This is a genomic window from Pseudomonas baetica, from assembly GCF_019733355.1.
Lineage (GTDB): Bacteria > Pseudomonadota > Gammaproteobacteria > Pseudomonadales > Pseudomonadaceae > Aquipseudomonas > Aquipseudomonas baetica_A.
In genome coordinates this window covers 65067-91613 of record NZ_JAIHLQ010000009.1, presented here as the reverse complement: position 1 = coordinate 91613, position 26547 = coordinate 65067, and the positions used below count along the sequence as shown (strand labels likewise).

General features: G+C 58.4%; 29 protein-coding genes and 1 tRNA gene. 9 read left to right on the top strand and 21 right to left on the bottom strand.

Annotated elements, in window-relative coordinates; genetic code table 11:
• Window positions 1-29 precede the first annotated feature (29 nt).
• The 8 genes from K5E40_RS10770 (at window position 30) to K5E40_RS10735 (ending at window position 9735) form a co-directional block, all read left to right on the top strand.
• Window positions 30-392, top strand: coding sequence for a DUF5064 family protein (locus tag K5E40_RS10770; RefSeq protein WP_221730699.1), 363 nt, complete (start codon window positions 30-32; stop codon window positions 390-392).
• A 199-nt stretch (window positions 393-591) separates the two neighbouring features.
• The gene (locus K5E40_RS10765; protein ID WP_221730698.1) at window positions 592-2100 is read left to right on the top strand and encodes a sigma-54-dependent transcriptional regulator; all 1509 of its coding nucleotides are present in this window, start codon (window positions 592-594) and stop codon (window positions 2098-2100) included.
• Between the two features lie 438 nt (window positions 2101-2538).
• The gene (gcvH, locus tag K5E40_RS10760; protein ID WP_221730697.1) at window positions 2539-2922 is read left to right on the top strand and encodes a glycine cleavage system protein GcvH; all 384 of its coding nucleotides are present in this window, start codon (window positions 2539-2541) and stop codon (window positions 2920-2922) included.
• Window positions 2923-2933: 11 nt separating this feature from the next.
• Window positions 2934-5786, top strand: a complete 2853-nt coding sequence (gene gcvP / locus K5E40_RS10755) for an aminomethyl-transferring glycine dehydrogenase (RefSeq protein ID WP_221730696.1) — start codon at window positions 2934-2936, stop codon at window positions 5784-5786.
• A 202-nt stretch (window positions 5787-5988) separates the two neighbouring features.
• Window positions 5989-7365 carry an L-serine ammonia-lyase gene (locus K5E40_RS10750; protein ID WP_221730695.1) on the top strand — a complete coding sequence of 459 codons (1377 nt, stop codon included), beginning with the start codon at window positions 5989-5991 and terminating at the stop codon, window positions 7363-7365.
• A gap of 41 nt (window positions 7366-7406) precedes the next feature.
• Window positions 7407-8531, top strand: a complete 1125-nt coding sequence (gcvT, locus tag K5E40_RS10745) for a glycine cleavage system aminomethyltransferase GcvT (RefSeq protein WP_221730694.1) — start codon at window positions 7407-7409, stop codon at window positions 8529-8531.
• 405 nt (window positions 8532-8936) lie between these two features.
• A complete protein-coding gene (locus K5E40_RS10740) occupies window positions 8937-9149 on the top strand; it encodes a cold-shock protein (RefSeq protein WP_003227496.1) in 213 nt (70 codons plus the stop codon).
• Window positions 9150-9246: 97 nt separating this feature from the next.
• On the top strand, window positions 9247-9735 hold the full coding sequence (locus tag K5E40_RS10735) for an RDD family protein (RefSeq protein WP_221730693.1): 489 nt from the start codon (window positions 9247-9249) through the stop codon (window positions 9733-9735).
• 136 nt (window positions 9736-9871) lie between these two features.
• Here K5E40_RS10735 and nadA read toward each other — a convergent pair whose 3' ends face one another.
• The 19 genes from nadA to K5E40_RS10640 all read right to left on the bottom strand — a co-directional run bounded on the left by nadA (window position 9872) and on the right by K5E40_RS10640 (window position 24927).
• On the bottom strand, window positions 9872-10930 hold the full coding sequence (gene nadA / locus K5E40_RS10730; protein WP_221730692.1) for a quinolinate synthase NadA: 1059 nt from the start codon (window positions 10928-10930) through the stop codon (window positions 9872-9874).
• A gap of 271 nt (window positions 10931-11201) precedes the next feature.
• Window positions 11202-11277, bottom strand: a tRNA-Lys gene (locus K5E40_RS10725).
• 62 nt (window positions 11278-11339) lie between these two features.
• Entirely contained in the window at window positions 11340-12032 is a 693-nt protein-coding gene (queC, locus tag K5E40_RS10720) for a 7-cyano-7-deazaguanine synthase QueC (protein ID WP_221730691.1), read from the bottom strand.
• A gap of 1 nt (window position 12033) precedes the next feature.
• Window positions 12034-12681, bottom strand: coding sequence for a 7-carboxy-7-deazaguanine synthase QueE (gene queE, locus K5E40_RS10715; RefSeq protein ID WP_221730690.1), 648 nt, complete (start codon window positions 12679-12681; stop codon window positions 12034-12036).
• Between the two features lie 165 nt (window positions 12682-12846).
• Window positions 12847-13662 carry a tol-pal system protein YbgF gene (ybgF, locus tag K5E40_RS10710; protein WP_221730689.1) on the bottom strand — a complete coding sequence of 272 codons (816 nt, stop codon included), beginning with the start codon at window positions 13660-13662 and terminating at the stop codon, window positions 12847-12849.
• Between the two features lie 6 nt (window positions 13663-13668).
• Window positions 13669-14166: a peptidoglycan-associated lipoprotein Pal gene (gene pal / locus K5E40_RS10705; RefSeq protein WP_003178634.1), complete on the bottom strand. Its 498-nt coding sequence runs from the start codon at window positions 14164-14166 to the stop codon at window positions 13669-13671.
• 52 nt (window positions 14167-14218) lie between these two features.
• Window positions 14219-15499 carry a Tol-Pal system beta propeller repeat protein TolB gene (gene tolB / locus K5E40_RS10700; RefSeq protein WP_221730778.1) on the bottom strand — a complete coding sequence of 427 codons (1281 nt, stop codon included), beginning with the start codon at window positions 15497-15499 and terminating at the stop codon, window positions 14219-14221.
• Between the two features lie 17 nt (window positions 15500-15516).
• Window positions 15517-16596, bottom strand: coding sequence for a cell envelope integrity protein TolA (gene tolA / locus K5E40_RS10695; RefSeq protein ID WP_221730688.1), 1080 nt, complete (start codon window positions 16594-16596; stop codon window positions 15517-15519).
• Entirely contained in the window at window positions 16596-17048 is a 453-nt protein-coding gene (tolR, locus tag K5E40_RS10690; RefSeq protein ID WP_221730777.1) for a protein TolR, read from the bottom strand. Before tolR ends, tolA begins: the two co-directional genes overlap by 1 nt.
• 23 nt (window positions 17049-17071) lie before the next feature.
• On the bottom strand, window positions 17072-17767 hold the full coding sequence (gene tolQ / locus K5E40_RS10685; protein ID WP_007912733.1) for a protein TolQ: 696 nt from the start codon (window positions 17765-17767) through the stop codon (window positions 17072-17074).
• Window positions 17757-18224, bottom strand: a complete 468-nt coding sequence (ybgC, locus tag K5E40_RS10680; protein WP_123530109.1) for a tol-pal system-associated acyl-CoA thioesterase — start codon at window positions 18222-18224, stop codon at window positions 17757-17759. The genes tolQ and ybgC overlap by 11 nt, the downstream gene beginning before the upstream one ends.
• A gap of 128 nt (window positions 18225-18352) precedes the next feature.
• Window positions 18353-19414 carry a Holliday junction branch migration DNA helicase RuvB gene (ruvB, locus tag K5E40_RS10675; protein WP_221730687.1) on the bottom strand — a complete coding sequence of 354 codons (1062 nt, stop codon included), beginning with the start codon at window positions 19412-19414 and terminating at the stop codon, window positions 18353-18355.
• Window positions 19415-20023, bottom strand: coding sequence for a Holliday junction branch migration protein RuvA (gene ruvA, locus K5E40_RS10670; RefSeq protein ID WP_123467207.1), 609 nt, complete (start codon window positions 20021-20023; stop codon window positions 19415-19417).
• Window positions 20024-20137: 114 nt separating this feature from the next.
• A complete protein-coding gene (gene ruvC, locus K5E40_RS10665; RefSeq protein WP_007962095.1) occupies window positions 20138-20665 on the bottom strand; it encodes a crossover junction endodeoxyribonuclease RuvC in 528 nt (175 codons plus the stop codon).
• A 158-nt stretch (window positions 20666-20823) separates the two neighbouring features.
• Entirely contained in the window at window positions 20824-21570 is a 747-nt protein-coding gene (locus K5E40_RS10660; protein ID WP_122589593.1) for a YebC/PmpR family DNA-binding transcriptional regulator, read from the bottom strand.
• A gap of 128 nt (window positions 21571-21698) precedes the next feature.
• Window positions 21699-23474, bottom strand: a complete 1776-nt coding sequence (gene aspS, locus K5E40_RS10655) for an aspartate--tRNA ligase (RefSeq protein WP_221730686.1) — start codon at window positions 23472-23474, stop codon at window positions 21699-21701.
• A gap of 108 nt (window positions 23475-23582) precedes the next feature.
• On the bottom strand, window positions 23583-23804 hold the full coding sequence (locus K5E40_RS10650) for an FmdB family zinc ribbon protein (RefSeq protein ID WP_064119106.1): 222 nt from the start codon (window positions 23802-23804) through the stop codon (window positions 23583-23585).
• A gap of 155 nt (window positions 23805-23959) precedes the next feature.
• Window positions 23960-24274, bottom strand: coding sequence for a ribbon-helix-helix domain-containing protein (locus tag K5E40_RS10645; RefSeq protein ID WP_221730685.1), 315 nt, complete (start codon window positions 24272-24274; stop codon window positions 23960-23962).
• Between the two features lie 182 nt (window positions 24275-24456).
• Complete coding sequence (locus tag K5E40_RS10640) at window positions 24457-24927, bottom strand: Dps family protein (RefSeq protein WP_007912745.1); 471 nt, start codon at window positions 24925-24927, stop codon at window positions 24457-24459.
• A 311-nt stretch (window positions 24928-25238) separates the two neighbouring features.
• On the opposite strand from K5E40_RS10640, the gene K5E40_RS35405 reads away from it, so the two are divergent.
• Window positions 25239-25841, top strand: coding sequence for a cold-shock protein (locus K5E40_RS35405; RefSeq protein WP_221730684.1), 603 nt, complete (start codon window positions 25239-25241; stop codon window positions 25839-25841).
• A gap of 70 nt (window positions 25842-25911) precedes the next feature.
• Here K5E40_RS35405 and K5E40_RS10630 read toward each other — a convergent pair whose 3' ends face one another.
• Together K5E40_RS10630 and K5E40_RS10625 are read right to left on the bottom strand one after the other, a co-directional pair.
• The gene (locus K5E40_RS10630) at window positions 25912-26118 is read right to left on the bottom strand and encodes a SlyX family protein (RefSeq protein ID WP_221730683.1); all 207 of its coding nucleotides are present in this window, start codon (window positions 26116-26118) and stop codon (window positions 25912-25914) included.
• A 3-nt stretch (window positions 26119-26121) separates the two neighbouring features.
• Window positions 26122-26547, bottom strand: coding sequence for an HIT domain-containing protein (locus K5E40_RS10625; RefSeq protein ID WP_221730776.1), 426 nt, complete (start codon window positions 26545-26547; stop codon window positions 26122-26124).

The window sequence follows — 26547 nt, the reverse complement described above, 5'->3', positions numbered from 1 at the left end:
CTTCTCCCATGCCTTGAAAGGAGAGATCCATGGCCCAGTTTGTACCCGGTCATCTGCACATCGAACGGCACGCGCTGAACAAGGACGATGTCAGCTACGACCTATGCCTTGACTACGAAGTGTTCACCGATCCCAAAGAGGGCAAAGGAATGCAGTTCACGATGCACGGCAGCATTCAGGGCAAGGACATGAAAGAGACGTTCTTCCTGCCCAAGGATCAGGCCTACAACTTCGCCAGAGATGTGACCAGAATTGCCGAGAAGTACGGGATTCCCAAGACGCATGCCAGCATTGGCTCGGTGCACAAGCACTACGACGCGATGTTTGAAGATGTGCGGGTGCAGTTGAATATGAAATCCGGGGACCCGGTGAAGCCCGAACACCTCGAATAACCCGGCGTCCCTGTGGGAGAGAGCTCGCTCGCGACGACGTCGTGTCCGGCGATATCAATGTGGCTGAGCCACGGCATTCGCAAGCAGGCTCGCTCCCACAGGGCAACCAGATCGACCGGAAAATCGCCGCCGATTTCACCATTGCCCCGCCCCAAGGCATACTTGCCACCCTCCGCATTGCAGATCACTGAACCGCCCCATGCGTATCCACGTCAGCTTCATCGACCGCGTCGGCATCACCCAGGAAGTCCTGGCCCTGCTCGGTGGGCGCAATCTCAATCTGGATGCGGTGGAAATGATCCCGCCGAACGTCTACATCGACGCCCCGACGTTGAGCCCTGAGGTGCTGGAGGAACTGCGTGACGCGCTGTTCAGCGTGCACGGTGTGCAAGCGGTGAAAGTGGTCGACATCCTCCCGGGCCAGCGCCGGCACTTGCAGCTTGATGCGCTGCTCGCGGCGATGACTGACCCGGTGCTGGCCCTCGACGGCGCCGGCAAGGTGCTGCTGGCCAATCCGGCGCTGATTGCGTTGTACGGTCGCGAACCGGCCGGTGAAACTGTTGCTGAGCTGTTCAACGATCCGGGCCTGCTCGACACGTTGCTCGAAAACGGCTTCCGCCTGCCGCTGCGCGAGATCACCGTCAACGGCCAGACGCTATTACTCGACGCCACGCCGATCACCGACGCTGGCGCCCTGCTCACCTTGTATCAACCCAACCGCATCGGCGAACAGCTCTCGGCGCTGCACCACGACCACGCCGAGGGCTTCGACGCGCTGCTTGGTGAATCCCCGGCAATCCGCACCCTCAAGGCTCGCGCACAGCGCGTTGCCGCCCTTGATGCGCCGTTGCTGATCCAAGGCGAAACCGGCACCGGTAAAGAACTGGTGGCCCGCGCCTGCCACGCCATCAGTGCACGGCACAGCGCGCCGTTTCTCGCACTCAACTGCGCGGCCCTGCCGGAAAACCTCGCCGAAAGCGAACTGTTCGGCTACGCCCCCGGCGCCTTTACTGGCGCGGCACGCGGTGGCAAACCGGGGCTGATGGAGCTGGCCAACCAAGGCACGGTGTTCCTCGACGAGATCGGCGAGATGTCGCCGTACTTGCAGGCAAAACTGCTGCGCTTCTTGAATGACGGCAGCTTCCGCCGGGTCGGCGGTGATCGCGAGGTGAAGGTCAACGTACGCATCCTCAGCGCCACCCACCGCGATCTGGAAAAAATGGTCAGCGAGGGGCTGTTTCGCGAAGACCTGTTCTATCGCCTCAACGTGCTTAACGTCGAAGTGCCGCCACTGCGAGAGCGCGGTCAGGACATTCTGTTGCTGGCGCGTTATTTCATGCAGCAGGCGTGTGCGCAGATTCAGCGCCCGGTCTGTCGCCTCGCCCCCGGTACTTACCCGGCGCTGCTCGGCAACCGTTGGCCGGGCAATGTCCGCCAGTTGCAGAACGTGATTTTCCGCGCCGCCGCGATTTGCGAAAGCAGTCTGGTGGATATCGGCGACCTCGACATCGCAGGGACCTCGGTCGCGCGTCAGACCGACAGCGACGTCGACAGCCTCGAACAAGCGGTCGAAGCCTTCGAGAAATCGCTGCTGGAAAAACTCTACGTCAGCTACCCCTCGACCCGCCAACTGGCCAGTCGCCTGCAAACCTCGCACACGGCCATCGCCCATCGACTGCGCAAGTACGGCATCTCCAACAAACTTTAAGCCTTGCTCGATCAACCCTGTGGGAGCGGGCTTGCTCGCGAAGGCGTCGTGTCAGTCGCCATAGATTTCACCTGATCCAGCGTCTTCGCGAGCACGCCCGCTCCCACAGGGGTAATGCTCCGGATTTTAAAATCCGCTCAAAAACGACCTGCATCTGTACTGAAAGCGCTACAGCGGAACGATATCGCTACACACTCCTCTGATCACCGCTGTGCAAGGCTTTGATCCCGTTAAGCTTTTTTCCTTGCCCTACGCTGTAGCGATTTCGCTACAGACGCGCCATCACTCAATCAACACAAAACTCTCAAATCATTGATTTATAAAGATAAATCAACATTGGCCGTGTTCTTGCTAACTAACCCCTCATAAATAAGGGCTTTACCGCCCCAAGCCTTCCACCGCGTCCACCAGACGAGTCTGGCCCCCTGAGGAGTTTCCATGAGCGAGTTGCGTTTTACTGAAGATCACGAATGGCTGCGCACTGAAGCTGACGGCAGCGTTACTGTCGGCATCACTGCTTTCGCGCAGAACGCCTTGGGCGACGTGGTGTTCGTGCAACTGCCTGAGTTGCAGGCTTACGAGAAAGGCGCTGAAGCCGCCACCGTGGAATCAGTGAAAGCCGCCAGCGGCGTATACATGCCCCTCGACGGTGAAGTCCTGGCCACCAACCCAGCGCTGGAAGACAGCCCTGAGCTGGTCAACGAAGATCCGCTGGGCGAAGGCTGGTTCTTCCGCTTCCAGCCAGCCGATGCTTCGGCCGTCGCCAAACTGCTCGATCAAGACGCCTACGACCGTCTGATCAAAGCCCAAGCCGAAGCCTGAGGAGACCTGTCATGACTCAAGTAAACCTTGGCACCGCCAACGAATTCATCGCCCGTCACATCGGCCCGCGCGCCGGTGACGAACAAGCCATGCTCAACAGCCTGGGGTTCGATTCGCTTGAAGCCCTGAGCGCCAGCGTCATCCCGAAAAGCATCAAGGGCACCAGCGTGCTCGGCATGGACGACGGCCTGAGCGAAGCCGACGCCCTAGCGATGATCAAATCCATCGCTGGCAAAAACCAGTTGTTCAAAACCTACATCGGCCAGGGCTACTACAACTGCCACACGCCGTCGCCGATCCTGCGTAACCTCCTGGAAAACCCGGCCTGGTACACCGCTTACACCCCGTACCAACCAGAAATTTCCCAGGGTCGCCTCGAAGCGCTGCTGAACTTCCAGACCCTGATCAGCGACCTCACCGGCCTGCCGATCGCCAACGCGTCCCTGCTCGACGAAGCCACCGCCGCTGCCGAAGCCATGACCTTCTGCAAACGCCTGAGCAAGAACAAGGGCAGCCACCAATTCTTCGCCTCGATCCACAGCCACCCGCAAACCCTCGACGTGCTGCGCACCCGTGCCGAGCCGCTGGGCATTGACGTTGTGGTGGGCGATGAGCGTGAACTGACCGACGTCACCCCATTCTTCGGCGCACTGCTGCAATACCCAGCCAGCAACGGTGATGTGTTCGACTACCGCGAACTGACCGAACGCTTCCACGCGGCCAACGCTTTGGTGGCCGTGGCGGCCGATCTACTGGCCCTGACCCTGCTGACCGCTCCAGGCGAGTTCGGCGCTGACGTTGCTATCGGCAGCGCTCAACGTTTCGGCGTGCCGCTGGGCTTCGGTGGCCCGCACGCGGCTTACTTCTCGACGAAAGATGCGTACAAGCGCGACATGCCGGGCCGTCTGGTCGGTGTGTCGGTTGACCGTTTCGGCAAGCCAGCGCTGCGTCTGGCGATGCAGACCCGCGAGCAACACATCCGTCGCGAGAAAGCCACCTCCAACATCTGCACCGCGCAAGTGCTGCTGGCCAACATCGCCAGCATGTACGCCGTCTACCACGGCCCGAAAGGCCTGACCCAGATCGCCAACCGCGTGCATCACCTGACCGCGATTCTCGCCAAGGGCCTGACTGCGCTGGGCCTGAAGGTCGAGCAGGAAAGCTTCTTCGACACCCTGACAGTGGCTACCGGCGCGCTAACCGCTGCGCTGCACGACAAGGCTCACGCCCAGCAGATCAACCTGCGCGTCGTCGATGCTCAGCGTGTCGGTCTGTCGGTTGACGAAACCACCGCTCAGGCTGATATCGAAACCCTGTGGAGCGTCTTCGCCGACGGCAAAACCCTGCCAGACTTCGCCGCCCTCGCCGCCACCGTGCAGAGCACCATTCCTGCTGCGCTGGTACGCCAGTCGCCGATCCTCAGCCACCCGGTGTTCAACCGCTATCACTCGGAAACCGAGCTGATGCGCTACCTGCGCAAACTGGCGGACAAGGACCTGGCGCTGGATCGCACCATGATCCCGCTGGGCTCGTGCACCATGAAACTCAACGCCGCCAGCGAAATGATCCCGGTGACCTGGGCCGAGTTCGGCGCCCTGCACCCGTTCGCGCCAGCCGCACAAAGCGCCGGTTATCAGCAACTGACCGACGAACTGGAAGCGATGCTCTGCGCCGCCACCGGTTACGACTCGATCTCGCTGCAACCGAACGCCGGTTCGCAAGGTGAATACGCAGGTCTGCTGGCGATCCGTGCCTATCACCAGAGCCGCGGTGATGACCGTCGCGACATCTGCCTGATCCCGTCGTCCGCCCACGGCACCAACCCGGCCACTGCCAATATGGCCGGCATGCGCGTGGTCGTGACCGCGTGCGACGCTCGCGGTAACGTCGACATCGAAGACCTGCGCGCCAAAGCCCTCGAGCACCGCGAACACCTCGCCGCGCTGATGATCACCTACCCCTCGACCCACGGCGTGTTCGAAGAAGGCATCCGCGAAATCTGCGGGATCATTCATGACAACGGCGGCCAGGTGTACATCGACGGCGCCAACATGAATGCCATGGTAGGCCTTTGCGCGCCGGGCAAGTTCGGCGGCGACGTGTCGCACCTGAACCTGCACAAAACCTTCTGCATCCCCCACGGCGGTGGCGGCCCGGGCGTTGGCCCGATTGGCGTCAAGTCGCACCTGACGCCGTTCCTGCCGGGCCACGCCCAGATGGAGCGCAAGGAAGGCGCGGTCTGCGCAGCACCGTTCGGCAGCGCGAGCATTCTGCCGATCACCTGGATGTACATTCGCATGATGGGCGGTGCGGGTCTCAAGCGCGCTTCGCAACTGGCGATCCTCAACGCCAACTACATTTCCCGTCGCCTCGAAGAGCACTACCCAGTGCTGTACACCGGCAGCAACGGTCTGGTGGCGCACGAATGCATCCTTGATCTGCGCCCGTTGAAAGACAGCAGCGGCATCAGCGTCGATGACGTTGCCAAGCGCCTGATCGACTTCGGCTTCCACGCCCCGACCATGTCGTTCCCGGTCGCCGGCACGCTGATGATCGAGCCGACCGAAAGCGAATCCAAAGAAGAACTGGACCGCTTCTGCGACGCCATGATCCGCATCCGCGAAGAAATCCGCGCGGTGGAAAACGGCACCTTGGACAAGGACGACAACCCGCTGAAGAACGCGCCGCACACCGCAGCCGAACTGGTTGGCGAGTGGACTCACCCGTACAGCCGCGAGCAAGCGGTGTATCCGGTGGCGTCGTTGATCGAAGGCAAATACTGGCCGCCGGTCGGTCGCGTCGACAACGTGTTTGGCGACCGCAACCTGGTCTGTGCCTGCCCGTCGATCGAAAGCTACGCTTAAACCAGTGTGGGGGCATTTATTTGCCCCCACTCTCAACAACACCACAGATCCAATGTGGGAGCGGGCTTGCTCGCGAATGCGGTGAATCAGTCACATTTATATTGGATGACCCACCGAATTCGCGAGCAAGCCCGCTCCCACAGGCAATGCTACAAGCCTGATATTTCGCCAATTCCTATAACAAGAAACCGGAGAACCACTCATGTCGTTAAGCGTGTTCGACCTGTTCAAGATTGGCATCGGCCCCTCCAGTTCCCACACTGTCGGCCCGATGCACGCCGCTGCGCGCTTCGCTGAAGGGCTGCGCCGGGAAAACCTGCTGACTGCCACCGCGAGTGTCCGCGTCGAGCTGTACGGCTCGCTCGGCGCCACCGGTAAAGGCCACGGCAGCGACAAAGCCGTGCTGCTTGGCCTTGAAGGCGAGCACCCGGACACCGTCGACACCGAAACCGTCGCCTCCCGCCTGCAAGAAATCCGCAGCAACGCTCGCCTGAATCTGCTCGGCGAACACAGCATCGCGTTCAACGAGAAAGAACATCTGGCGATGATCCGCAAGCCGCTGGCCTATCACCCCAACGGCATGATCTTCCGAGCGTTCGACGCGGCGGGCATCCAGATCCGCAGCCGCGAGTACTACTCGGTCGGTGGGGGTTTTGTCGTCGATGAAGACGCTGCCGGTGCCGATCGCATCGTCGAAGACGCCACACCGCTGACCTTCCCGTTCAAAAGCGCCAAGGACTTGCTCGGTCATTGCAGCACCTATGGTCTGTCGATCAGCCAGGTGATGCTGACCAACGAGAGCGCTTGGCGCCCGGAAGCGCAAACCCGTGCTGGCCTGCTGAACATCTGGCAGGTGATGCAGGACTGCGTGGCGGCGGGTTGCCGCAACGAAGGGATTTTGCCCGGTGGTTTGAAGGTCAAACGGCGCGCGGCGGCGCTGCATCGGCAACTGTGCAAGAACCCGGAATCAGCGTTGCGCGACCCATTATCAGTGCTCGACTGGGTCAACCTTTATGCGCTGGCGGTCAACGAAGAAAACGCCAATGGCGGACGCGTGGTGACGGCACCCACCAACGGTGCGGCGGGGATCATTCCGGCTGTGCTGCATTACTACATGCGCTTTATTGCCGGCGCCAATGAAGACGGTGTGGTGCGTTTTCTGCTGACCGCGGCGGCCATCGGCATTCTGTACAAGGAAAACGCTTCGATCTCAGGCGCCGAAGTCGGATGTCAGGGCGAAGTCGGCGTGGCCTGTTCAATGGCGGCCGGCGCGTTGTGCGAAGTGCTGGGCGGCAGTGTGCAGCAAGTCGAGAACGCGGCGGAAATCGGCATGGAACACAACCTCGGCCTGACCTGCGACCCGATTGGCGGGTTGGTGCAGGTGCCGTGCATCGAGCGCAACGCCATGGGCTCGGTGAAAGCAATCAATGCGGTGCGCATGGCCATGCGTGGCGACGGGCAGCATTTCGTCTCGCTCGACAAGGTCATCCGCACCATGCGCCAGACCGGCGCCGACATGAAAAGCAAATACAAGGAGACCGCCCGCGGCGGTCTGGCGGTCAACATTATCGAATGCTGATGCTTGCGCATCGGCGGCTGCACATTTTTCAGGAGTTGAAGATGTCTACCGAACAACTGTCGAAAACCCCGCTGCACGCTCTGCACATCGAACTCGGCGCACGCATGGTGCCATTCGCCGGCTACGACATGCCGGTGCAATACCCGCTGGGCGTGATGAAGGAACACCAACACACCCGCGAGCAGGCCGGACTGTTCGACGTCTCGCACATGGGCCAGATTCGTCTGACAGGTGCCAATGCCGCCAAGGCCCTGGAAACGTTGGTGCCTGTAGACATCATCGATCTGCCAGTAGGCATGCAGCGTTACGCGATGTTCACCAACGAGAGCGGCGGCATTCTCGATGACCTGATGGTGGCCAACCTCGGTAACGACGAGTTGTTCCTCGTGGTCAACGCCGCGTGCAAGGATCAGGATCTGGCTCACCTGCAAAAACACATCGGCGATCAGTGCACCATTACGGAGCTGTTCGAAGCGCGCGCCCTGCTCGCCCTGCAAGGTCCGGCGGCCGTCACCGTGTTGGCGCGCCTTGCTCCGCAAGTGGCGCAGATGACCTTTATGCAGTTCGCCCGCGTCAATCTGCTGGGCATCGACTGCTTTGTCAGCCGTTCGGGTTACACCGGTGAAGACGGTTACGAAATATCGGTGCCGGCCACCGATGCCGAAAAACTCGCCCGCGCCTTGCTGGCTGAACCGGACGTTCAGGCCATCGGCCTCGGCGCTCGTGATTCGCTGCGCCTGGAAGCCGGCCTGTGCCTGTACGGCCACGACATGAACACCCAAACCACACCCATTGAAGCCAGCCTGCTGTGGGCGATCTCCAAGCCACGTCGCGCCGATGGCGCGCGGGCCGGCGGTTTCCCGGGGGCGGAGATCGTTTTCGCACAGCAACACAATGGCGTCGCCCGTAAGCGCGTCGGCCTGCTGCCGCAGGAACGTACGCCGGTGCGTGAAGGCGCAGAAATCGTCAACGAGGCGGGCGACATCATCGGCAGCGTGTGCAGCGGCGGCTTCGGACCGACCCTGGGTGGGCCGTTGGCGATGGGTTACCTCGACAGCGCGTATGTCACGCTTGAGACACCGGTTTGGGCAATTGTTCGTGGGAAAAAGGTGCAAATGCTTGTAAGCAAAATGCCATTTGTTCCACAACGCTACTATCGCGGCTGATTGACTGTTTCTATAAGTAACGCGATTGCGTTATGCGTGCACTAATGTGTAACGCAATCGCCATAAAACAGTGCATCCTCTATCAATCGATTCGAATATGAACGTTGCTTATAACGTTCGAAAACAACTGAACAAGCTCATCATCTAAGCCTGTACTAACGAATCGATTAAGTTCCTGCAAGCTCAGCAAAACCGGGCACTTCACAGGGCTTGTTTTTTCTCCCGAAGTTGGCGTAGAGTTTCTCCACTGTGTTTGCATGGGTCAGCTTGGAATCGTGACCTGGGCAGTAGCCTACAAGTTAGCTACATCCCGTTCGACGTCTTCTTACTCTCCTGCAACCAGCCCCAGTACTCTTTCATGAGAAGGAGACTGTCATCAATTTTTTGCGTCAAAGGAAATAAGAAATGTCCACACGTCAGAGCGGTACCGTCAAGTGGTTTAACGACGAGAAAGGTTTTGGTTTTATCACTCCAGAAAGCGGTCCGGATCTGTTCGTGCATTTCCGTGCCATTCAGGGCAACGGCTTCAAAAGCCTGAAAGAAGGCCAGAAAGTGACTTTCGTTGCTGTGCAGGGCCAGAAAGGCATGCAGGCTGACGAAGTACAAGCAGAAGCCTGATCTTCTGTAACGAAAAAGCCCCTGATATTGATATCAGGGGCTTTTTTGTGTGCGCGAATCCGTAAAATGGCGCTTCCATTTGCGTCCAGAGGCTGCCATGTCGAAACATCTGCTCACTCCCCAGGGCGACTTTCCTGCCGTTGGCCTTGGCCGTCGACTGGCAGCGATGTTCTATGACTTCCTGCTGTGTACTGCCCTGCTGATCGTCACTGGCGGCATCTACAAGATGATTCAGGCCGCAATCATCGGCGAAGAACGCCTGCGCGTGATGACCGACGCTGGGAAACTGGACGGCGATCCGCTGTACTCAACGGTGTTGCTGCTGGTGCTGTTTGCGTTCTTTGCCAAGTTCTGGACCCATGGCGGGCAGACGCTGGGCATGCAGGTATGGGGCCTTCGTGTGCAAAACAGCAATGGCACGGCAATCAGCCTGTGGCAGGCGTTGCTGCGGTTTATGGTGTCGATCGCGTCGTGGCTGTGCCTGGGCCTGGGATTCTTCTGGTCGCTGTTCGACAAGCAGAAACGCACGTGGCATGACATCTATTCCGATACCCGCATCGTCCGGATTCCTAAAAAGAACAAATAATTCCCAAACACTGAAAACCAAAGTGGGAGCGGGCTTGCTCGCGAAAGCGGTGTATCAGTCTCTATTTGAGTCGACTGAGGCACCGCTTTCGCGAGCAAGCCCGCTCCCCCAGGTTTTTTTGCGTAGCAGAAAGATCTCAGGCGTTACCGGCCAACTTCATCCGCGCCGCGTGGGTGAAATCCAGCATGCGCTTGAGCGGCCGAATCGCCTGCGGAATCAGCGCCGGATCAACAAAGATCTCGTTCGTCCCTTCCTTCAAGCTCTTGAGCGTGCGCTCAAGGGTGTTCATGGCCATCCACGGGCAATGTGCGCAACTGCGGCACGCTGCGCCGTTACCGGCCGTTGGCGCCTCAATGAAGACCTTGTCCGGGCACAACTGCTGCATCTTGTAGAAGATACCTCGGTCGGTGGCGACGATCAGCGTCTTGTTCGGCAGGCTCTGCGCGGCAGCAATTAACTGGCTGGTAGAGCCAACGGCGTCTGCCAGTTCAATCACCGCCGTCGGCGATTCCGGGTGCACCAGAATGGCTGCGTCCGGGTACAACGCCTTCATGTCTTCGAGTTGCTTGGACTTGAACTCTTCGTGAACGATGCAAGCACCGTCCCACAGCAGCATGTCGGCGCCGGTCTTGCGCTGGATGTAGGTGCCCAGATGCTTGTCCGGCCCCCAGATGATGGTCTCGCCGTTGTCCATCAGGCTTTCGACGATCTCCAGCGCGCAACTCGACGTCACGACCCAGTCAGCCCGAGCCTTAACGGCGGCGGAGGTGTTGGCATAAACCACCACCGTGCGCTCCGGATGCTGATCGCAGAACGCCGAAAACTCGTCGACCGGGCAACCCAGATCCAGCGAACACGTCGCGTCCAGGGTTGGCATCAGCACACGTTTTTCAGGATTGAGAATCTTCGCGGTCTCGCCCATGAACTTCACACCGGCGACTACTACAGTCTTGGCCGGGTGGGCGTTGCCGAAGCGGGCCATCTCCAGGGAGTCGGACACACAGCCGCCGGTTTCTTCGGCCAGAGCCTGAATCACCGGATCGCAATAAAAGTGGGCCACCAGCACCGCGTCCTGAGCCTTGAGCTCAGCGGCAATGGCGGAACGGTAGTAGGCCTCCTCCTCGGCAGTCAGCGGTTTGGGCTGTTTGGCATCGAGGTGGGCTTGAACCAGAAGGCGTTCGGAAATCTGCGTCATGTTCGCAAGACCTGCAGGCGCTTTCGCGCGAAAGTCGAGTATACACCCGGCTCCGGACCGCTTGAGGGTACCGCCGGGAGAGTGAGTAGTGTCAGGCACGGACAACGTTGAAGCTGCGCAAGGCTACAGAATATCCGGAGGATACAAAAGATGATTCTGACCTGCGTCAGAACTGTAGGCAGTGAAAGAACATGTGCCCGAATTGCAGGCAAAAAAAAACCCGGAAATCCTCACTTTCGTGGGCCTTCCGGATTTTCTAAACCGCCAAAAATGGTGGGTCGTGTGGGATTCGAACCTACGACCAATTGGTTAAAAGCCAACTGCTCTACCAACTGAGCTAACGACCCGCTGTGTGGTGGCGCGTATAATACTGATTTTTAAGGACTATTCAACACCTTTTTTAAAATAATCAAAAATAAGGTGTTGGATCGCTCACGCCAGCCGCTGCAAAGCCTTCCGCACGCAGGCGGCAGCTGTCGCATTTGCCGCATGCACGGCCGTCATCATCGGCCTGATAGCAGGAAACAGTCAGCCCATAATCAACGCCCAGCTTCACGCCCGCCTGGACGATTTGCGCCTTGCTTAGATTCTGCAACGGTGCCTGAATGCGAAAGCCGTTGCCCTCAACGCCGGCTTTAGTCGCCAGATTGGCCATACGCTCGAACGATTCAATGAACTCGGGACGGCAATCCGGGTAGCCGGAGTAATCCACCGCGTTGACGCCAATAAAAATGTCTCGCGCGCCAAGCACTTCCGCCCAACCCAACGCGAGCGACAGGAAAACGGTATTGCGCGCCGGCACGTATGTAACCGGAATACCCTCGCCCAACTCCTGTGGAATGTCGATGCTGGTGTCGGTCAGCGCCGAACCGCCCATGCCATTCAGGTTCAAGCCGATCACTTTGTGCTCAACCACGCCCAAGTCGCGGGCAACACGCGCAGCGGCATGCAGTTCGGCGTGCGAACGCTGACCGTAATCAAAACTCATGGTGTAGCAGCTATAGCCTTCGGCCCTGGCCATGGCCACGACGGTCGCCGAGTCCAGCCCGCCAGACAGCAAGATGACCGCGCGCTTTTCAATCGTGTTCAGTTGCTCAGTCATATCAGCGCCCCGGCTCGTCATTCCAAAGATATTTATGCAGTTGCAATTGAAGGCGTACAGGCAGGTTGTCCGCCACCACCCAGTCCGCCAGATCCCGAGCATTCAAGTCATGGTGACTTGGCGAAAACAAGACTTCGCCAGCGCGTCGATCAAGACCGTACTGGATCAGCTTGGATACCGCCCAGTCGTAGTCTTCCCGCGAGCAGATGACAAACTTCACCTGATCGTTGGGAGTCAGCCGTTCGATGTTCTCATAAAGATTGCGATGAGCTTCTTTCGAACCTGGAGTTTTCAGATCGACCACGCGACTGACGCGCGGATCCACTGCCGAGATGTCTAGGGCACCACTGGTTTCCAGCGAGACCTCGTAACCGGCATCACACAACTGTTTAAGCAAAGGAATGGCATTCGGCTGCGCCAAAGGCTCACCGCCAGTGACACAGACATAGCGCGGACGATACCCGGCTACTTGCGCGAGGATATCGTCGAGGGTGCGAATCGTACCGCCAGTGAACGCATAGGCGCTGTCGCAGTACTGGCAACGCAAGGGGCAACCGGTCAGGCGCACAAAAACGGTGGGCAGCCCGGCAGTCCGCGTTTCCCCCTGCAACGAGTAGAAAACTTCGGTAATTCTCAATGTGTCTTGCATAGTCGCCACGGGCGTAACAGCTAAACAGGCTGTCCGCCTCCGTCAGGCACTTCAGGCAGCCTCGCCAACGCGCAGGCCTCAAGAAGCGTGTTTCAGAAAAAGGGCGTGAATTCTAACGAAAAAACCCGCGACAGGCGCGGGTTTCTTCAAAACAGTCAAACAGGCTTACATGCGCTGCAGATCGCGTTGAGCCAACTGAGCGGCGGATGTGCCCGGATATTGGGCGACCACCTGCTGCAGAATGCCTTTCACCTTGTCGGTATGACCGAGGCGGCGCTCTACATCAGCCAGCTTGTACAGCGAGTCCGGCACTTTGGCGTGCTTGGGATATAGCTGCGAAACCTTGGCGAAAGCCTGACCCGCACCTTGCAGATCGCCCTTTGCCAGGTTCACCTCACCCAACCAGTACTGGGCATTGCCCGCGTATTGGCTGTTCGGGTATTTGCGCAGGAACGCGGCAAAAGCCTGGCTGGCCTTGTCGAAATCCTTGGCTTTGATCAGGTCAAAAGCGGCATCGTAATACAGCTTTTCCTTGGCCGGATCAGCCGGTTCGCTACTTGCAGCAGGCGCTTGGCCAGCCGCACCGGCAGCAGCACTTGCGTCGCCACCGGCAGAAGAATTCTCAGGAGTCGCGGCAGGTGTAGCACCGGATCCTATGCGCCGATCAAGATCCTGGTATCGCTCCAGGGATTCTTGCTTCATGCGCGCAACCTGATTCTGCAGTTCTTCAATCACACCTTGCTGGCGCGATATCTGATCCTGCATTTGTTGCAGTTGATTGAACAGCATGCCCTGTGCCGAGGTAGGGGCCGAAGCCGCTCCCCCGGCATAGGCGCCGTTCGTACCGTAACCCGCAGGCGGATAACTACTCCCGCTATTGTTATAACCGGAGTTGTCATCGACCACAGGAACCGCAGCCCACGCCGCAAGCGGCGCGAGGCTGAGAGCCAGAACAGTTACAGCACGACGGCACGTTCGCATATCGAATTACTTACGCAGTTCGACGCGACGGTTTTGAGCCCAGGACTGCTCGTCGTTGCCGGTAGCAACTGGACGCTCTTCGCCGTAGGAAACCAGTTCCAGCTGAGCTGGGGAAACACCTTGCAGTACCAGGTAGCGCTGAACGGCTTTCGCACGACGCTCGCCCAGTGCCATGTTGTACTCACGAGTACCACGTTCGTCGGTGTTGCCTTCCAGAACAACGCGAGCGCCGTTTGCTTTCAGGTCTTTGGCGTGAACATCCAGAGCGCGCATGGCTTCTGGCTTCAGGTCCGAGCTGTCGTATTCGAAGTAGAAGGTGGTGATTGCGCGCAGAGCAGCTTCTTCGCTCAGGGAACCGTCAACGGCACCAGTGTTTGCGCCGTAACCAGCGTTTGGATCAACAGCGCCTTCACCGGCGTTGTCGCCGCCTTTGGACGAGCAACCTACAGCTACAGCCATGGCCAGAGCCAGCGCAGCAAATTTACCAAACTTCAGCATTTCCATCGTGAAACTCCTAATGAACCCCAGTGTGTTAAGTAAAACGTGTAGCGCCCGCTCACTTCAGGTAAGGGGACCAGGACGGTTCTCTGACTTCGCCTTGAGCGGTAGGAAGCGGGAGCCTAACGCGTCCATTAATGGACACGAGCATCAAGACTCCCCGGCCCTGCTGGCGGGTGGCGTAGATTACCATGGTGCCGTTGGGCGCAACAGTGGGTGACTCGTCCAGAGTGCTATCAGTGAGGATCTTTACACTGCCGCGCTGCAAATCCTGGGCCGCCACCTTGAAATTGGTGAAACCGTCCTGGCGATGGATCATCACCAGGGTCTTCTCATCAGCCGAAAGCTTCGGGTTGGCATTGTAGTTGCCAATGAATGTCACACGCTCAGCACCACCGCCGCTTACGCTGGTTTTGTAGATCTGCGGCTTGCCGCCACGGTCCGAGGTGAAGTAGATGGTCGAGCCATCTTTGCCCCAGAACGGTTCGGTATTGATGCCAGGACCTGCGGTTACACGGGTGATCTGACGTGAAGCAAGGTTCATCACGTAGATATCCGGGTTACCGTCTTTGGACAGCACGAATGCCAGACGATCGCCATTTGGCGACCAGGCTGGCGCGCCGTTCAGGCCTTCGAAGTTGGTGATCTGCTCACGGCGACCGGTGTCGATGTTCTGCATGAAGATGCGCGGACGCTTCTGCTCGAACGACACATAGGCGATGCGTTTGCCATCCGGAGCGAAACGCGGAGACAGGATCGGCTCACGCGATTGCAGCAGAGTCACGGCACGGGCACCGTCATAATCCGAACGCTGCAGGGTGTAGCGAGTGTTCTTCTCGGAGAAGCGCTCCGCCGTCACGTAAAGCAGACGCGTCGAAAACGCACCCGGGATACCGGTGAGCTTTTCGAACGACTGGTCAGCGATGAAGTGCGCCATGTCGCGCAGTTGCTCAGTCGTACCGGAAACACTGCCGTCAGCGACTTTCTGCTCGGTGGCAACGTTGAACAGTGCCCATTGGACCTGGAGGCGACCGCCTGCCGGAGCGATGCTGCCGACCATCATGTATTGAGCACCTACCGCCTTCCAGTCACGGAAGATGATTTCGCTCGGCTGGCTTGGCTGACTGATCATGTTTTGCTTTGGAATCGGCGAGTAGTAGCCCGAGTTACGCAAATCGTTACCAATGATCTCAGCTATGTCGTCCGGCAGAACAGCACCGCCCTGAAAACCGAACGGCACAACAGCGATCGGGGTGGCCCGATCGCTACCGCTGGTGACCAGAATGTTCTTTTCATCAGCCATCGCGATCCCTGCCATGCAGCAGATCACGACCAGCATTCCTCGAAGAAGGTTTCTCACAAGGCTAGATCCTCAGGTGTGAATGTCATCTTGAATGAACGATACGGAGCGAAATCGCTCGGCTTCATTCCCTGCATTTCTGTCAAACGTCCAATATTCTTCACTGCCGCCACTGCCGAAGCATCGAACGGACCATCGCCACTGGACTTGGACACGTTGACCGTAGTCACCGTGCCGTCCGGCAACATGCCGATTTGCAACACGACCGTCATGCCTTTGCGCGCTGAAGGTGGGCGTGCCCAGCCTTCCGCTGCTCGCGCACGAATCAAGTCATCGAAACTGCCCGCGACTTCGTCACCCTGCTCATCAGCCAAGGCCTGCTGGCGCTGCGGCGTATCGGAAAGCAAATCTGCCAGGGCCTGAGCCTTTTTCTCTTCAGCAGATTTACGTGCCGCTTCCTGCGATTTCTTCTTCGCAGCATCGGCAGCCGCTTTCTTCTTCGCGTCGTCGGCGATTTTCTTCTTCGCCTCTTCAGCTTCAGCTTTCTTCTTGGCGTCTTCGGCGGCTTTCTTCTTCGCGTCTTCGACGATCTTCTTCTTGGCTTGTTCAGCGGCCGCTTTCTTGGCCTCTTCTTCAGCAGCCTTTTTCGCTTCTTCTTCGGCTTTCTTCTTGGCTATATCAGCCAATTGTTTCTCTTCTGCCTTCTTGGCTTCGGCGGTCTTCTTCGCTTCATCGGCTTTCTTGGCTTCATCAGCCTTTTTCGCCTCGTCCGCTTTTTTAGACTCGTCGGCCTTCTTGGCTTCCTCGGCCTTTTGAGCCGCTTCTTCTTTCTTTTGTTCCGCAGCTTTCACCGCTTCCTGCTCGACCTTTTTCTGTTCCATCTGCTCGACTTCGGTCTGGCGTGCGGCGGATTTCTTCGCCTCACCCGCAATCTTCTGATTGGTCTGGGTGGTTGCCTGACTTTTCGATTTCAGTTGATACAGGGTCGCCTGGACAATCGGCTTGGCCGGAGGCAGTTCCGGTGTGAAGGCAAAACTGACAAACAGCATGCCGAACACCAGCACGTGCAAGACAATCGCCCAGACACTAGGCCAGAAGAAGCTTTCCGAGGCGGACGGCTCTCTCTGTTGCCGCATCAGGGGGCCTCGGTAATCAAACCAACATTACCGACCCCGGCTTTCTGCAACCCGCCCATGGCGCCCATGACGGCACCATAGTCAACGGTTTTGTCGCCACGGATAAAGACCTGAGTACGCTTGCCGCCTTCGTTGCCGGCACGAATGATCTTGGTCACCGCATCGGTCATTTGCGGCAGGGTCATGGCCCTGTCCTGTTGCTTCTCGGTGTCGACTTCACTGCCAAGGTTCCAGTAGTAGGTCTTGTCAGCCTTGATCGAAATGGTCAGGACCTGGGTGTTGTTGTCCTGCGGCAAGGCTTCGCTGGAAACCTTGGGCAGATCAACTTTCACGCCCTGATTGAGCATCGGCGCGGTCACCATGAAGATGACCAGCAGCACCAACATCACGTCGATGTAGGGCACTACGTTCATCTCGGCAACCGGCTTGCGCTTTTTGCGAGCTCGAGCGATTAAAGCCATTGGAAATTACCTGCTTATTCTTCGCTGGTGTGCACTTTGCGGTGCAGGATCGCCTGGAATTCATCGGCGAAGGTGTAGTAGCGGCTCAGCAAGGTTTCGCTGCGTGCAGAGAAACGGTTGTAAGCGATAACCGCAGGGATTGCCGCGAACAGGCCGATCGCAGTAGCGATCAGAGCTTCGGCGATGCCCGGGGCCACCGTGGCGAGGGTCGCTTGCTGGGCGCTGGCCAGACCGCGGAAGGAGTTCATGATGCCCCAAACGGTACCGAACAGACCGATGTACGGGCTGACCGAACCCACAGTGGCGAGGAACGGCAGGCTCTGCTCCAGTTTCTCTTCTTCACGGGAGATGGCGACGCGCATGGCTCGGGCCACACCTTCCATCACCGCTTCAGGGTCGACACCTGGCTGCTGGCGCAGACGGGAGAACTCTTTGAAGCCGGCGCGAAAAATCTGCTCCACACCCGAATCCGGGTCCGGGTTGCTGCCCGCCTGACGGTATAGCTTGGACAGGTCGATACCCGACCAGAAGCGCTCTTCGAAGCTCTCCAGGGCACGTCGACCGGCACGCAGCAGGTTGCTGCGCTGAAAGATCATGATCCATGAGGTCACCGATGCGGCCACCAGAGTCAACATTACCAACTGCACCACGATGCTGGCATTGCTGACCAGGCTCCACATGGAGGAATGGTCGACGACGTTAGCTTCCACGCTTTATCTCCTGCTTTGAGTGTGTACCCGGGCCACCCGCGTCGGCAAAGGCCGCACGCAGGTCTTCGGGAAGGGCCCGGGGTTTCAAACTGTTAGTGCGCACACAGGCCACCAAAAACTGCCCTTCACAGAGCAGCACATTATCCGTAGCCCGCCTGACCTGCTGTTTAAAGCGCAGGCTGGCACGGTTCAATTCGATTACTTCAGCGCTTACCAGCAATTCGTCGTCCAATCGCGCCGGCGCGTGGTAGCGCGCTTCGCTGGAGTGCACGACAAACAACAGGTCCTCCCCTGCCAGCTGCGATTGGGCAAAGCCCAGCTCGCGGAGCCGCTCGGTTCGAGCCCGTTCCATAAACTTGAGGTAATTAACGTAATACACGATGCCGCCCGCATCGGTGTCCTCGTAATAAACGCGACAACGATGTGCGAACGGCTCAAGCCCGTTTTGCGCGCGCATACTCTAGTGCTTACTCCTCAGGTTGCCAATCCGGCCAGGCAACTGTTTTTTCGTTGTTCAAAGGCTTTGCCGCAAAAGTACCGTCCTCTGACAGTACAAACCCTGAATAAATCGACAACAAATGTGTATTAATCGTCCACAGCATCGAGAAACTCGTCTACCACGGGCATCTCACCCATTCGTGACGGAACATTTAAACCGAAATGCAGGTACGCATGGCGCGTCACTACCCTGCCCCGCGGTGTGCGCATGATGTAGCCCTGCTGAATCAGGTAAGGTTCCAGCACATCTTCAATGGTGTGGCGCTCTTCGCTGATCGCGGCAGCAAGGCTGTCGATCCCGACCGGACCGCCATCGAACTTCTCGATCATGGTCAGGAGCAAACGCCGGTCCTGATGATCGAAACCGTGTTCGTCGACATCCAGCAGGTTCAGCGCCAGATCGGCAACCGATTTGGTGATATGCCCCTTGGCCCGCACTTCAGCAAAATCGCGCACCCGGCGCAGCAGGCGGTTGGCAATGCGTGGCGTACCACGGGCACGACGAGCAATTTCGAAGGCGCCTTCCGGATCCAGCGGCAGGCCAAGGATATTCGCCGAACGACTGACAATCGTCGACAGATCCGCCGTGCTATAGAACTCAAGACGCTGAACGATACCGAAACGGTCCCGCAGCGGGTTGGTCAGCATGCCGGCGCGGGTGGTCGCACCGACCAAGGTAAACGGCGGCAGATCAAGCTTGATCGAACGCGCCGCCGGCCCTTCACCGATCATGATGTCGAGCTGGAAATCCTCCATTGCCGGGTACAGCACTTCTTCGACAATCGGCGACAGACGATGGATTTCGTCGATGAACAGCACATCGTGCGGTTCAAGATTGGTCAACAACGCGGCCAGATCACCGGGGCGCTCAAGCACCGGGCCCGAAGTGCTCTTGATCGACACGCCCATTTCCTGGGCGATGATGTTGGCCAGCGTGGTTTTACCCAGCCCCGGCGGGCCGAAGATCAAGGTGTGATCAAGCGATTCGCTACGGCCACGAGCAGCCTGGATGAACAGTTCCATCTGCTCGCGCACGGTCGGTTGGCCAATGTAGTCAGCCAGGCTGACCGGACGAATGGCCCGATCCTGGACTTCTTCGCGCTCACGCGGGCTATGCGCGGCAGCAATCAGACGATCAGCTTCAATCACTTAAATCATTCCCTTCAGGGCGCGGCGGATCATGTCTTCACTGCTCAGATTCTTGTCCTTGATCGCGGAAATCGCCTTGCTCGCTTCCTGCGGCTTGTAGCCTAGGGAAATCAGTGCGCTGACCGCATCGTTTTCGGCGGTATTGACCGGCGCCGGGCCGTCCGGCTGGTTCGGCACCAAGGCAAACATGGCCGGCGAGGTTTCCCAGGCCTTGAAGCGATCTTTCAGTTCGACCAACAAACGCTCGGCGGTTTTCTTGCCGACGCCGGGCACCTTGGTCAGCGCCGAAGTGTCCTGGGACTGCACGCAGCGGATCAATTCATCGACTTCCAGACTCGACATCAATGCCAGCGCCAGTTTTGGCCCGACACCATTGAGACGGATCAACTCGCGAAAAAAGTCTCGCTCACGCTTGCCGGCAAAACCATAGAGTAACTGCGCGTCTTCGCGTACGACCAAATGGGTGTGCAGGGTCAGCGGCTCACCGACCGACGGCAGGCGGTAAAGGGTGGTCATGGGCACTTCCAGCTCATACCCGAGGCCGTTTACATCCAGAATCAGGTGCGGCGGCTGTTTCTCAGCCAGGGTGCCGCGCAAGCGTCCAATCACGTTTCAGATCCTTGAGCGTTGGCCAGCCGTGGGCTAGCGACAGTCAGAGCGAAGAAGTCGGGCCGACAACACAGGCGCCACACCTCTCACTCCGTAAATTTGATGCTGATGCTATCAGAGACGCAGGCGCCCGCCACGACTGCGTGCTGTTCCCAAGCCATGCGGCAACAGGCTGGAGCGGGTGTGCGCGTGACAAATGGCAATCGCCAGGGCATCGGATGCATCGATTTGCGGTTTGCTGGTCAGCTTGAGCATGTGCATGACCATCATCTGCACCTGCTCTTTATTCGCCGCGCCAGTGCCGACTACGGCCTGCTTGACCTGGGTCGCCGTGTATTCGGCAATCTCCAGACATTCTTCTGCGCCGGCGACAATCGCGGCTCCACGGGCCTGCCCCAACTTCAGCGCCGAATCGGCGTTTTTCGCCATGAACACCTTTTCGATGCCCATGGTGACCGGACCGTAGGTCTGAATGATTTCACGCACACCGCGATAGACGATTTGCAGACGCTCATGCAATTCGCCAGCACCGGTGCGAATGCAACCCGAGGCCACATAAATGCAGCCGCCGCGTCCGGTATCGCGAACAATGCCGTAGCCGGTGATACGCGAACCGGGGTCGATACCAAGAATTAAAGTCATAACGCCTGCAGATTCGGTGAAAACACGAATTTCAAAACGACGAATAACCAATATGGGAGCGGGCTTGCTCGCGAAAGCGGTGTGTCATTCAGCATTTAAATCTGCTGATACGCCGCATTCGCGAGTAAGCCCGCTCCCACATTCAAGCCTAGTCGCTCTTAACCGAGCTGAGCGGCCACGTCTTCCGGGATGTCCGCGTTGGAATAGACGTTCTGCACGTCATCCAGGTCTTCAAGCATGTCGATCAGCTTGAGCACCTTTTCCGCGCCGTCCAGATCCAGTTCGGCGCTGGTGGTCGGCTGCATGACGATTTCCGCGTCATCCCCCTTGAACCCGGCCGCTTCCAGCGCGTTTCGTACGGCGTAGAAGCTGGTGAACGAGGTGAAAACATCGATCGATCCGTCTTCGTGGGTGACCACGTCGTCGGCATCGGCTTCCAGAGCCGCCTCGGTCAACGCGTCTTCGTCAACGCCCGGCGCGAAGCTGATCTGCCCCTTGCGTTCGAACAGATACGCCACCGAACCGTCAGTACCGAGGTTACCGCCACATTTGCTGAACGCGTGGCGTACCGCTGCTGCTGTGCGATTACGGTTGTCGGTCATGCATTCAACCATCACCGCCACGCCGCCAGGGCCGTATCCTTCGTAGGTCAGCTCTTCGACGTTGTCCGCTTCGGTCGCACCGGCGCCACGCGCAACGGCACGATCGATGATGTCGCGGCTCATGTTCGCGCTCAGCGCCTTGTCCAGGGCCAGACGCAGACGCGGGTTGGAACCCGGATCACCGCCGCCCTGACGGGCCGCAACGGTCAACTCGCGGATCCACTTGGTGAAAATCTTGCCTCTCTTGGCATCCTGACGTTCTTTGCGGTGCTTGATGTTCGCCCACTTGGAATGACCTGCCATAACTCGCTCCGAATTCTCTTTGAAACGTCGCCCGCCGCGCACGTCGCGCAGCCAGCAAACAAAAAATCTCGACCTGCTTTCTACAGAAAGAAAAAAGGCGCATCCGAAGATGCGCCTTCAGGCCCGTCTTACTCAGCCTTTGGCGTTTCGCGCAAACGAATGTGCAGCTCACGCAATGCCTTGGCGTCCACCACGCCCGGTGCTTGTGTCATCACGTCGGCAGCACTCTGGGTTTTCGGGAAGGCGATCACTTCACGGATCGACTGGGCGCCGGTCATCAGCATTACCAGACGGTCCAGACCGAAGGCCAGACCACCGTGCGGCGGCGCACCGTACTTCAGCGCGTCGAGCAGGAAGCCGAACTTCTCTTCCTGTTCCGCTTCGTTGATACCCAGCAGACGGAACACCGACTGCTGCATTTCCTTACGATGGATACGGATCGAACCGCCACCCAGTTCGGTGCCGTTCAGCACCATGTCGTACGCGCGCGACAGAGCGCCAGCCGGGTTGGCTTCGAGCTCTTGCGGCGTGCACTTCGGCGCGGTGAACGGGTGGTGCAGCGCAGAGAAGCTGCCGTCGTCGTTTTCTTCGAACATCGGGAAGTCGACGACCCACATTGGCGCCCACTCGCAGGTCAACAGCTTCAAGTCGTGACCGAGCTTGATGCGCAGTGCACCCAGCGCTTCGCTGACGATCTTGGCCTTGTCGGCGCCGAAGAACACGATGTCGCCATCGACTGCGCCAACGCGATCGAGGATCACGTTCAGCTTGTCTTCCGGGATGTTTTTCACGATCGGCGATTGCAGACCTTCAACACCAGCAGCGCGCTCGTTGACCTTGATGTACGCCAGGCCCTTGGCACCGTAGATGCCGACGAACTTGGTGTAATCGTCGATCTGCTTGCGCGGCATGCTCGCCCCGCCTGGAACGCGCAACGCAGCGATACGGCATTTCGGATCGTTGGCCGGGCCGCTGAACACCTTGAAATCGACTTCTTTCAACTGATCGGCAACGTCGACCAGTTCCAGCGGGTTACGCAGGTCTGGCTTGTCGGAACCGTAACGACGCATGGCCTCTTCGAAAGTCATGTGCGGGAAATCGCCGAATTCCAGACCCAGCACTTCCTTGAACAGGTTGCGGATCATTTCTTCGGTCAGGCCCATGATCTCTTTTTCATCGAGGAAGCTGGTCTCGATGTCGATCTGGGTGAATTCCGGCTGACGGTCAGCGCGCAAGTCTTCGTCGCGGAAGCACTTGGCGATCTGGTAGTAACGGTCGAAGCCGGCCACCATCAGCAGTTGCTTGAACAGTTGCGGCGATTGCGGCAGAGCAAAGAACGAACCGGCATGGGTGCGGCTCGGCACCAGATAGTCACGCGCGCCTTCCGGAGTCGCACGGGTCAGGATCGGTGTTTCCACGTCGAGGAAGCCGTTTTCATCGAGGAAGCGACGGATGCTGGTGGTCATGCGCGAACGCAGACGCAGCTTCTCGGCCATTTCCGGGCGACGCAGGTCGAGGAAGCGATAGCGCAGGCGGGTTTCTTCGCCAACGTCAGAAAACTCGTTCAGCGGGAACGGCGGGGTTTCCGACTCATTCAGCACTTCCAGTTCGTAGCCCAGGACTTCGATCATGCCCGACGCCATGTTGGCGTTGGTGGCACCGGCCGGACGCAGGCGAACCTTACCGGTGATTTTCACGACGTATTCACTGCGCACGCGATCGGCGGCGGCGAAGCTCTCGGCGCGATCCGGATCGAATACCACCTGAGCCAGACCATCACGATCACGGATATCGAGGAAAATCACCCCGCCGTGGTCGCGACGACGGTGAACCCATCCGCAAAGGGTAATTTCCTGGCCTTCCAGGCTTTCGTTCAGTTGGCCGCAATAGTGGCTGCGCATCATGGTAGTGGTTCGCTTCTCGTAATTCGAAATTCGGTGGAGATCCGGCCGCACTCAAGCATTGTGCGACTGACGGAAACTCACGCGTGTCGTTCGACCGGGGTTTGAACCCTAGTCAGATTTGTCGCCACCGGCCAGATTCTTCTTGGTTCCGGTCTTGAAATCGGTTTCGTACCAACCGCTGCCGCTAAGGCGAAAGCCGGGCATGGACAGCTGTTTCTTGAGCTCTGGCGCCTGGCAGGCAGGGCAGTCGACCAGCGGTGCCTCGCTGATCTTTTGAATGGCTTCCAACTGATGACCACAGGAAGCGCATTGATAATCGTACATCGGCATGGGGGTGTCTCGGCGATCAGATTGCCACCGCGAGCAGGGCTTTGCGGCGAAAGAGCGGGATTATATCCATTAAATGCGGCCTGTGCAGCCGTAAGACTGCACAGGCCGCGACCTCGTTTGCAACCACTGTGTCAGAGCGAATTGACCGGTGTTGTTTACTTGACCCCGTTCATGACGCACACCACTCGAACCAGAGCGCTGAAATTTTTCACGCCGCCATGACGCAGATGCACCTCACGATCAACGTGGGACAACAGCGAACTGATCGAACAACAATTGTCTGCGGCCATATTGCCGAGGATGTTCCAGTAAACCTGCTCAAGTCGCAGGCATGTCGCGTATCCGTTCAAACGCACGGATCGGGACAACGGCTGAATCAATGACATGTCGAATTCGTTGACGAACGGATCGACTTTCAACTCATGTGGCAAGCCGACAATCCTGTCGCCCCGCCTGTCTCCCTCTACCATATCGGTGACACTCCTTTGCCATCTCTGCTTGTTTTCAAAGCCACATCCTGTGACTTCATAAAAGCGCAGACGCAAAGTTATATCCAGATGACTTGGTGACCATCACCGTAGGATAAGCCAACGACACAGGTACGAATCCGGACAGCACGCGAGCAGTCCGCAGACCTGCTCGCACGCCATGGTTATGCTTCGAGCAAAGCGCGCAGCATCCAAGCGGTTTTCTCGTGAACCTGCATGCGCTGGGTCAACAGGTCGGCAGTCGGCTCATCGCTGACCTTGTCGAGCAGCGGGAAGATACCGCGCGCGGTGCGGGTCACGGCTTCCTGCCCGTCGACCAATTGTTTGATCATGTCCTCGGCGCTTGGCACGCCCACCTCTTCCTTGATAGAGGAGAGACGTGCGTAAGTGGCATAGGCGCCCGGCGCCGGAAAGCCCAGCGCGCGAATGCGTTCGGCGATCAGATCCACGGCCAGCGCCAGCTCGTTGTACTGCTCTTCGAACATCAAATGCAGCGTACGGAACATCGGACCTGTGACGTTCCAGTGGAAGTTATGGGTTTTCAGATACAGCACGTAGGTGTCCGACAGCAGACGCGACAGTCCCTCGACGATGGACTTGCGATCCTCTTCACTGATACCGATATCGATTGCCATGTTTACCCCCTAACGGCGATTGAATTCATCCAACAGGTGCAGGCCCACTCTAGCAAGGCTGTCGCCAGCCCGCAGCCTCGAAAACCTGAACAGGCTGCGACAAAAAGACCGGTGCTGTGCCGCTGGCCGGGCTGATTTGAGTAGCAGCAGGCTTTGCTGTTAAATAGGCAGTGTGTCGCTACGCCCCATTTTTCGGGGTTTCGCGCATAGGCTGATGCCGTGTACGTGTCCACCGCCTCTTATTTTGTCCCGAAGCGAACCGTGCATCTTCAGCTCTTCCTTGTGAGCCGTTATAAAGTGAGCCATTCAAAATGTTGAAAATCGTCCACCTGCTAATGGGCGCAGCGGCATTGCTGCTGTCGTTCATACCCAGCTTGAAATCCGAAGCCGTTCCTTACCTGCAACAACCCGATGCACTTTACCTGGCCTTTTTCGGCCTGCTGAACCTGGTGATTGCTCCAGTGATTCCTTACTGGAACAAAGGCCCGCGCCAGCATCTGCAAAACCTGGTCAGTGCGCTTCTGGTGCTGACTGTCGTCCTGCAAACCTTGACCCTGATCGCGCCGATGCCCGTCATCGCCGGCCAACCAGCCGTGTTGTTCAGCCTGGTGATTGCCCTGACAGCCGTAATCCTGCACCTGGCCGTCAGCTTCTATAGATCTTCACCTGCCGCCGCGCCAACCAGCTACGACATGACCAACCGCGATACCGGCACCGTCAAGTGGTTCAACACGTCCAAAGGCTTCGGCTTTATCTCCCGGGATTCCGGCGATGATATTTTCGTGCACTTTCGCGCGATCCGTGGCGAAGGCCACCGCGTTCTGGTCGAAGGCCAGCGCGTAGAGTTCTCGGTGATGAACCGGGACAAGGGCCTGCAAGCCGAGGACGTGATCGCGGCTCTGCCGCGTCGCTGATCCAAGGCATAAAAAAAACGCGAGCAGCTTGCTGTTCGCGGTTTTTTTTGCCCAACGAAAAGTGCCCACCTCAATAGTGCGGTGGTGGCGCTTCTTCTTCGAAAGAGCTGAACTGCCCGACCATTTCTTCCTGACGCTTGAGCAGTGCGGCCATCTGCAATTGCAGGCGCTCGACCACCCGTTGTTGCGCCACCAGCACGTCGTTCAACGCTTGAATGGTGTCATCCTGAAACGCCAAACGGCTTTCCAGATCGTTAACGCGTTGTTCCAGACTCATGACTCAGCCCTCCACAAAGGTGAAATCATCGGTCAGCACGACACGCAATCGATCGCGAATAGCGGCCACCTCTTCGCTGCTATAAGGCGTGGCCAGGTGCTTGCCCCACACAGGCGCTGGCCAGGCGGCGTCATCGCGTTTTCGCACTATCACATGCATGTGCAACTGGCTGACCACGTTACCCAACGCTGCGACATTCATTTTGTCGGCATCGAACAAATCTTTGAGCAACTCGGCCAATGCGGTGGTTTCCAACCAAAACTGCTGTTGATCGGCGACATCCAACTGAAACAACTCACTGATATCGTCACGACGAGGTACCAGGATGAACCACGGGTAGCTGGCGTCGTTGGACAGCAGCAGCCGGCAGAGCGGGAAGTCGCCGATGGCAAGGGTGTCCTGTTGTAGTCGTGAATCTAAAGCAAACAC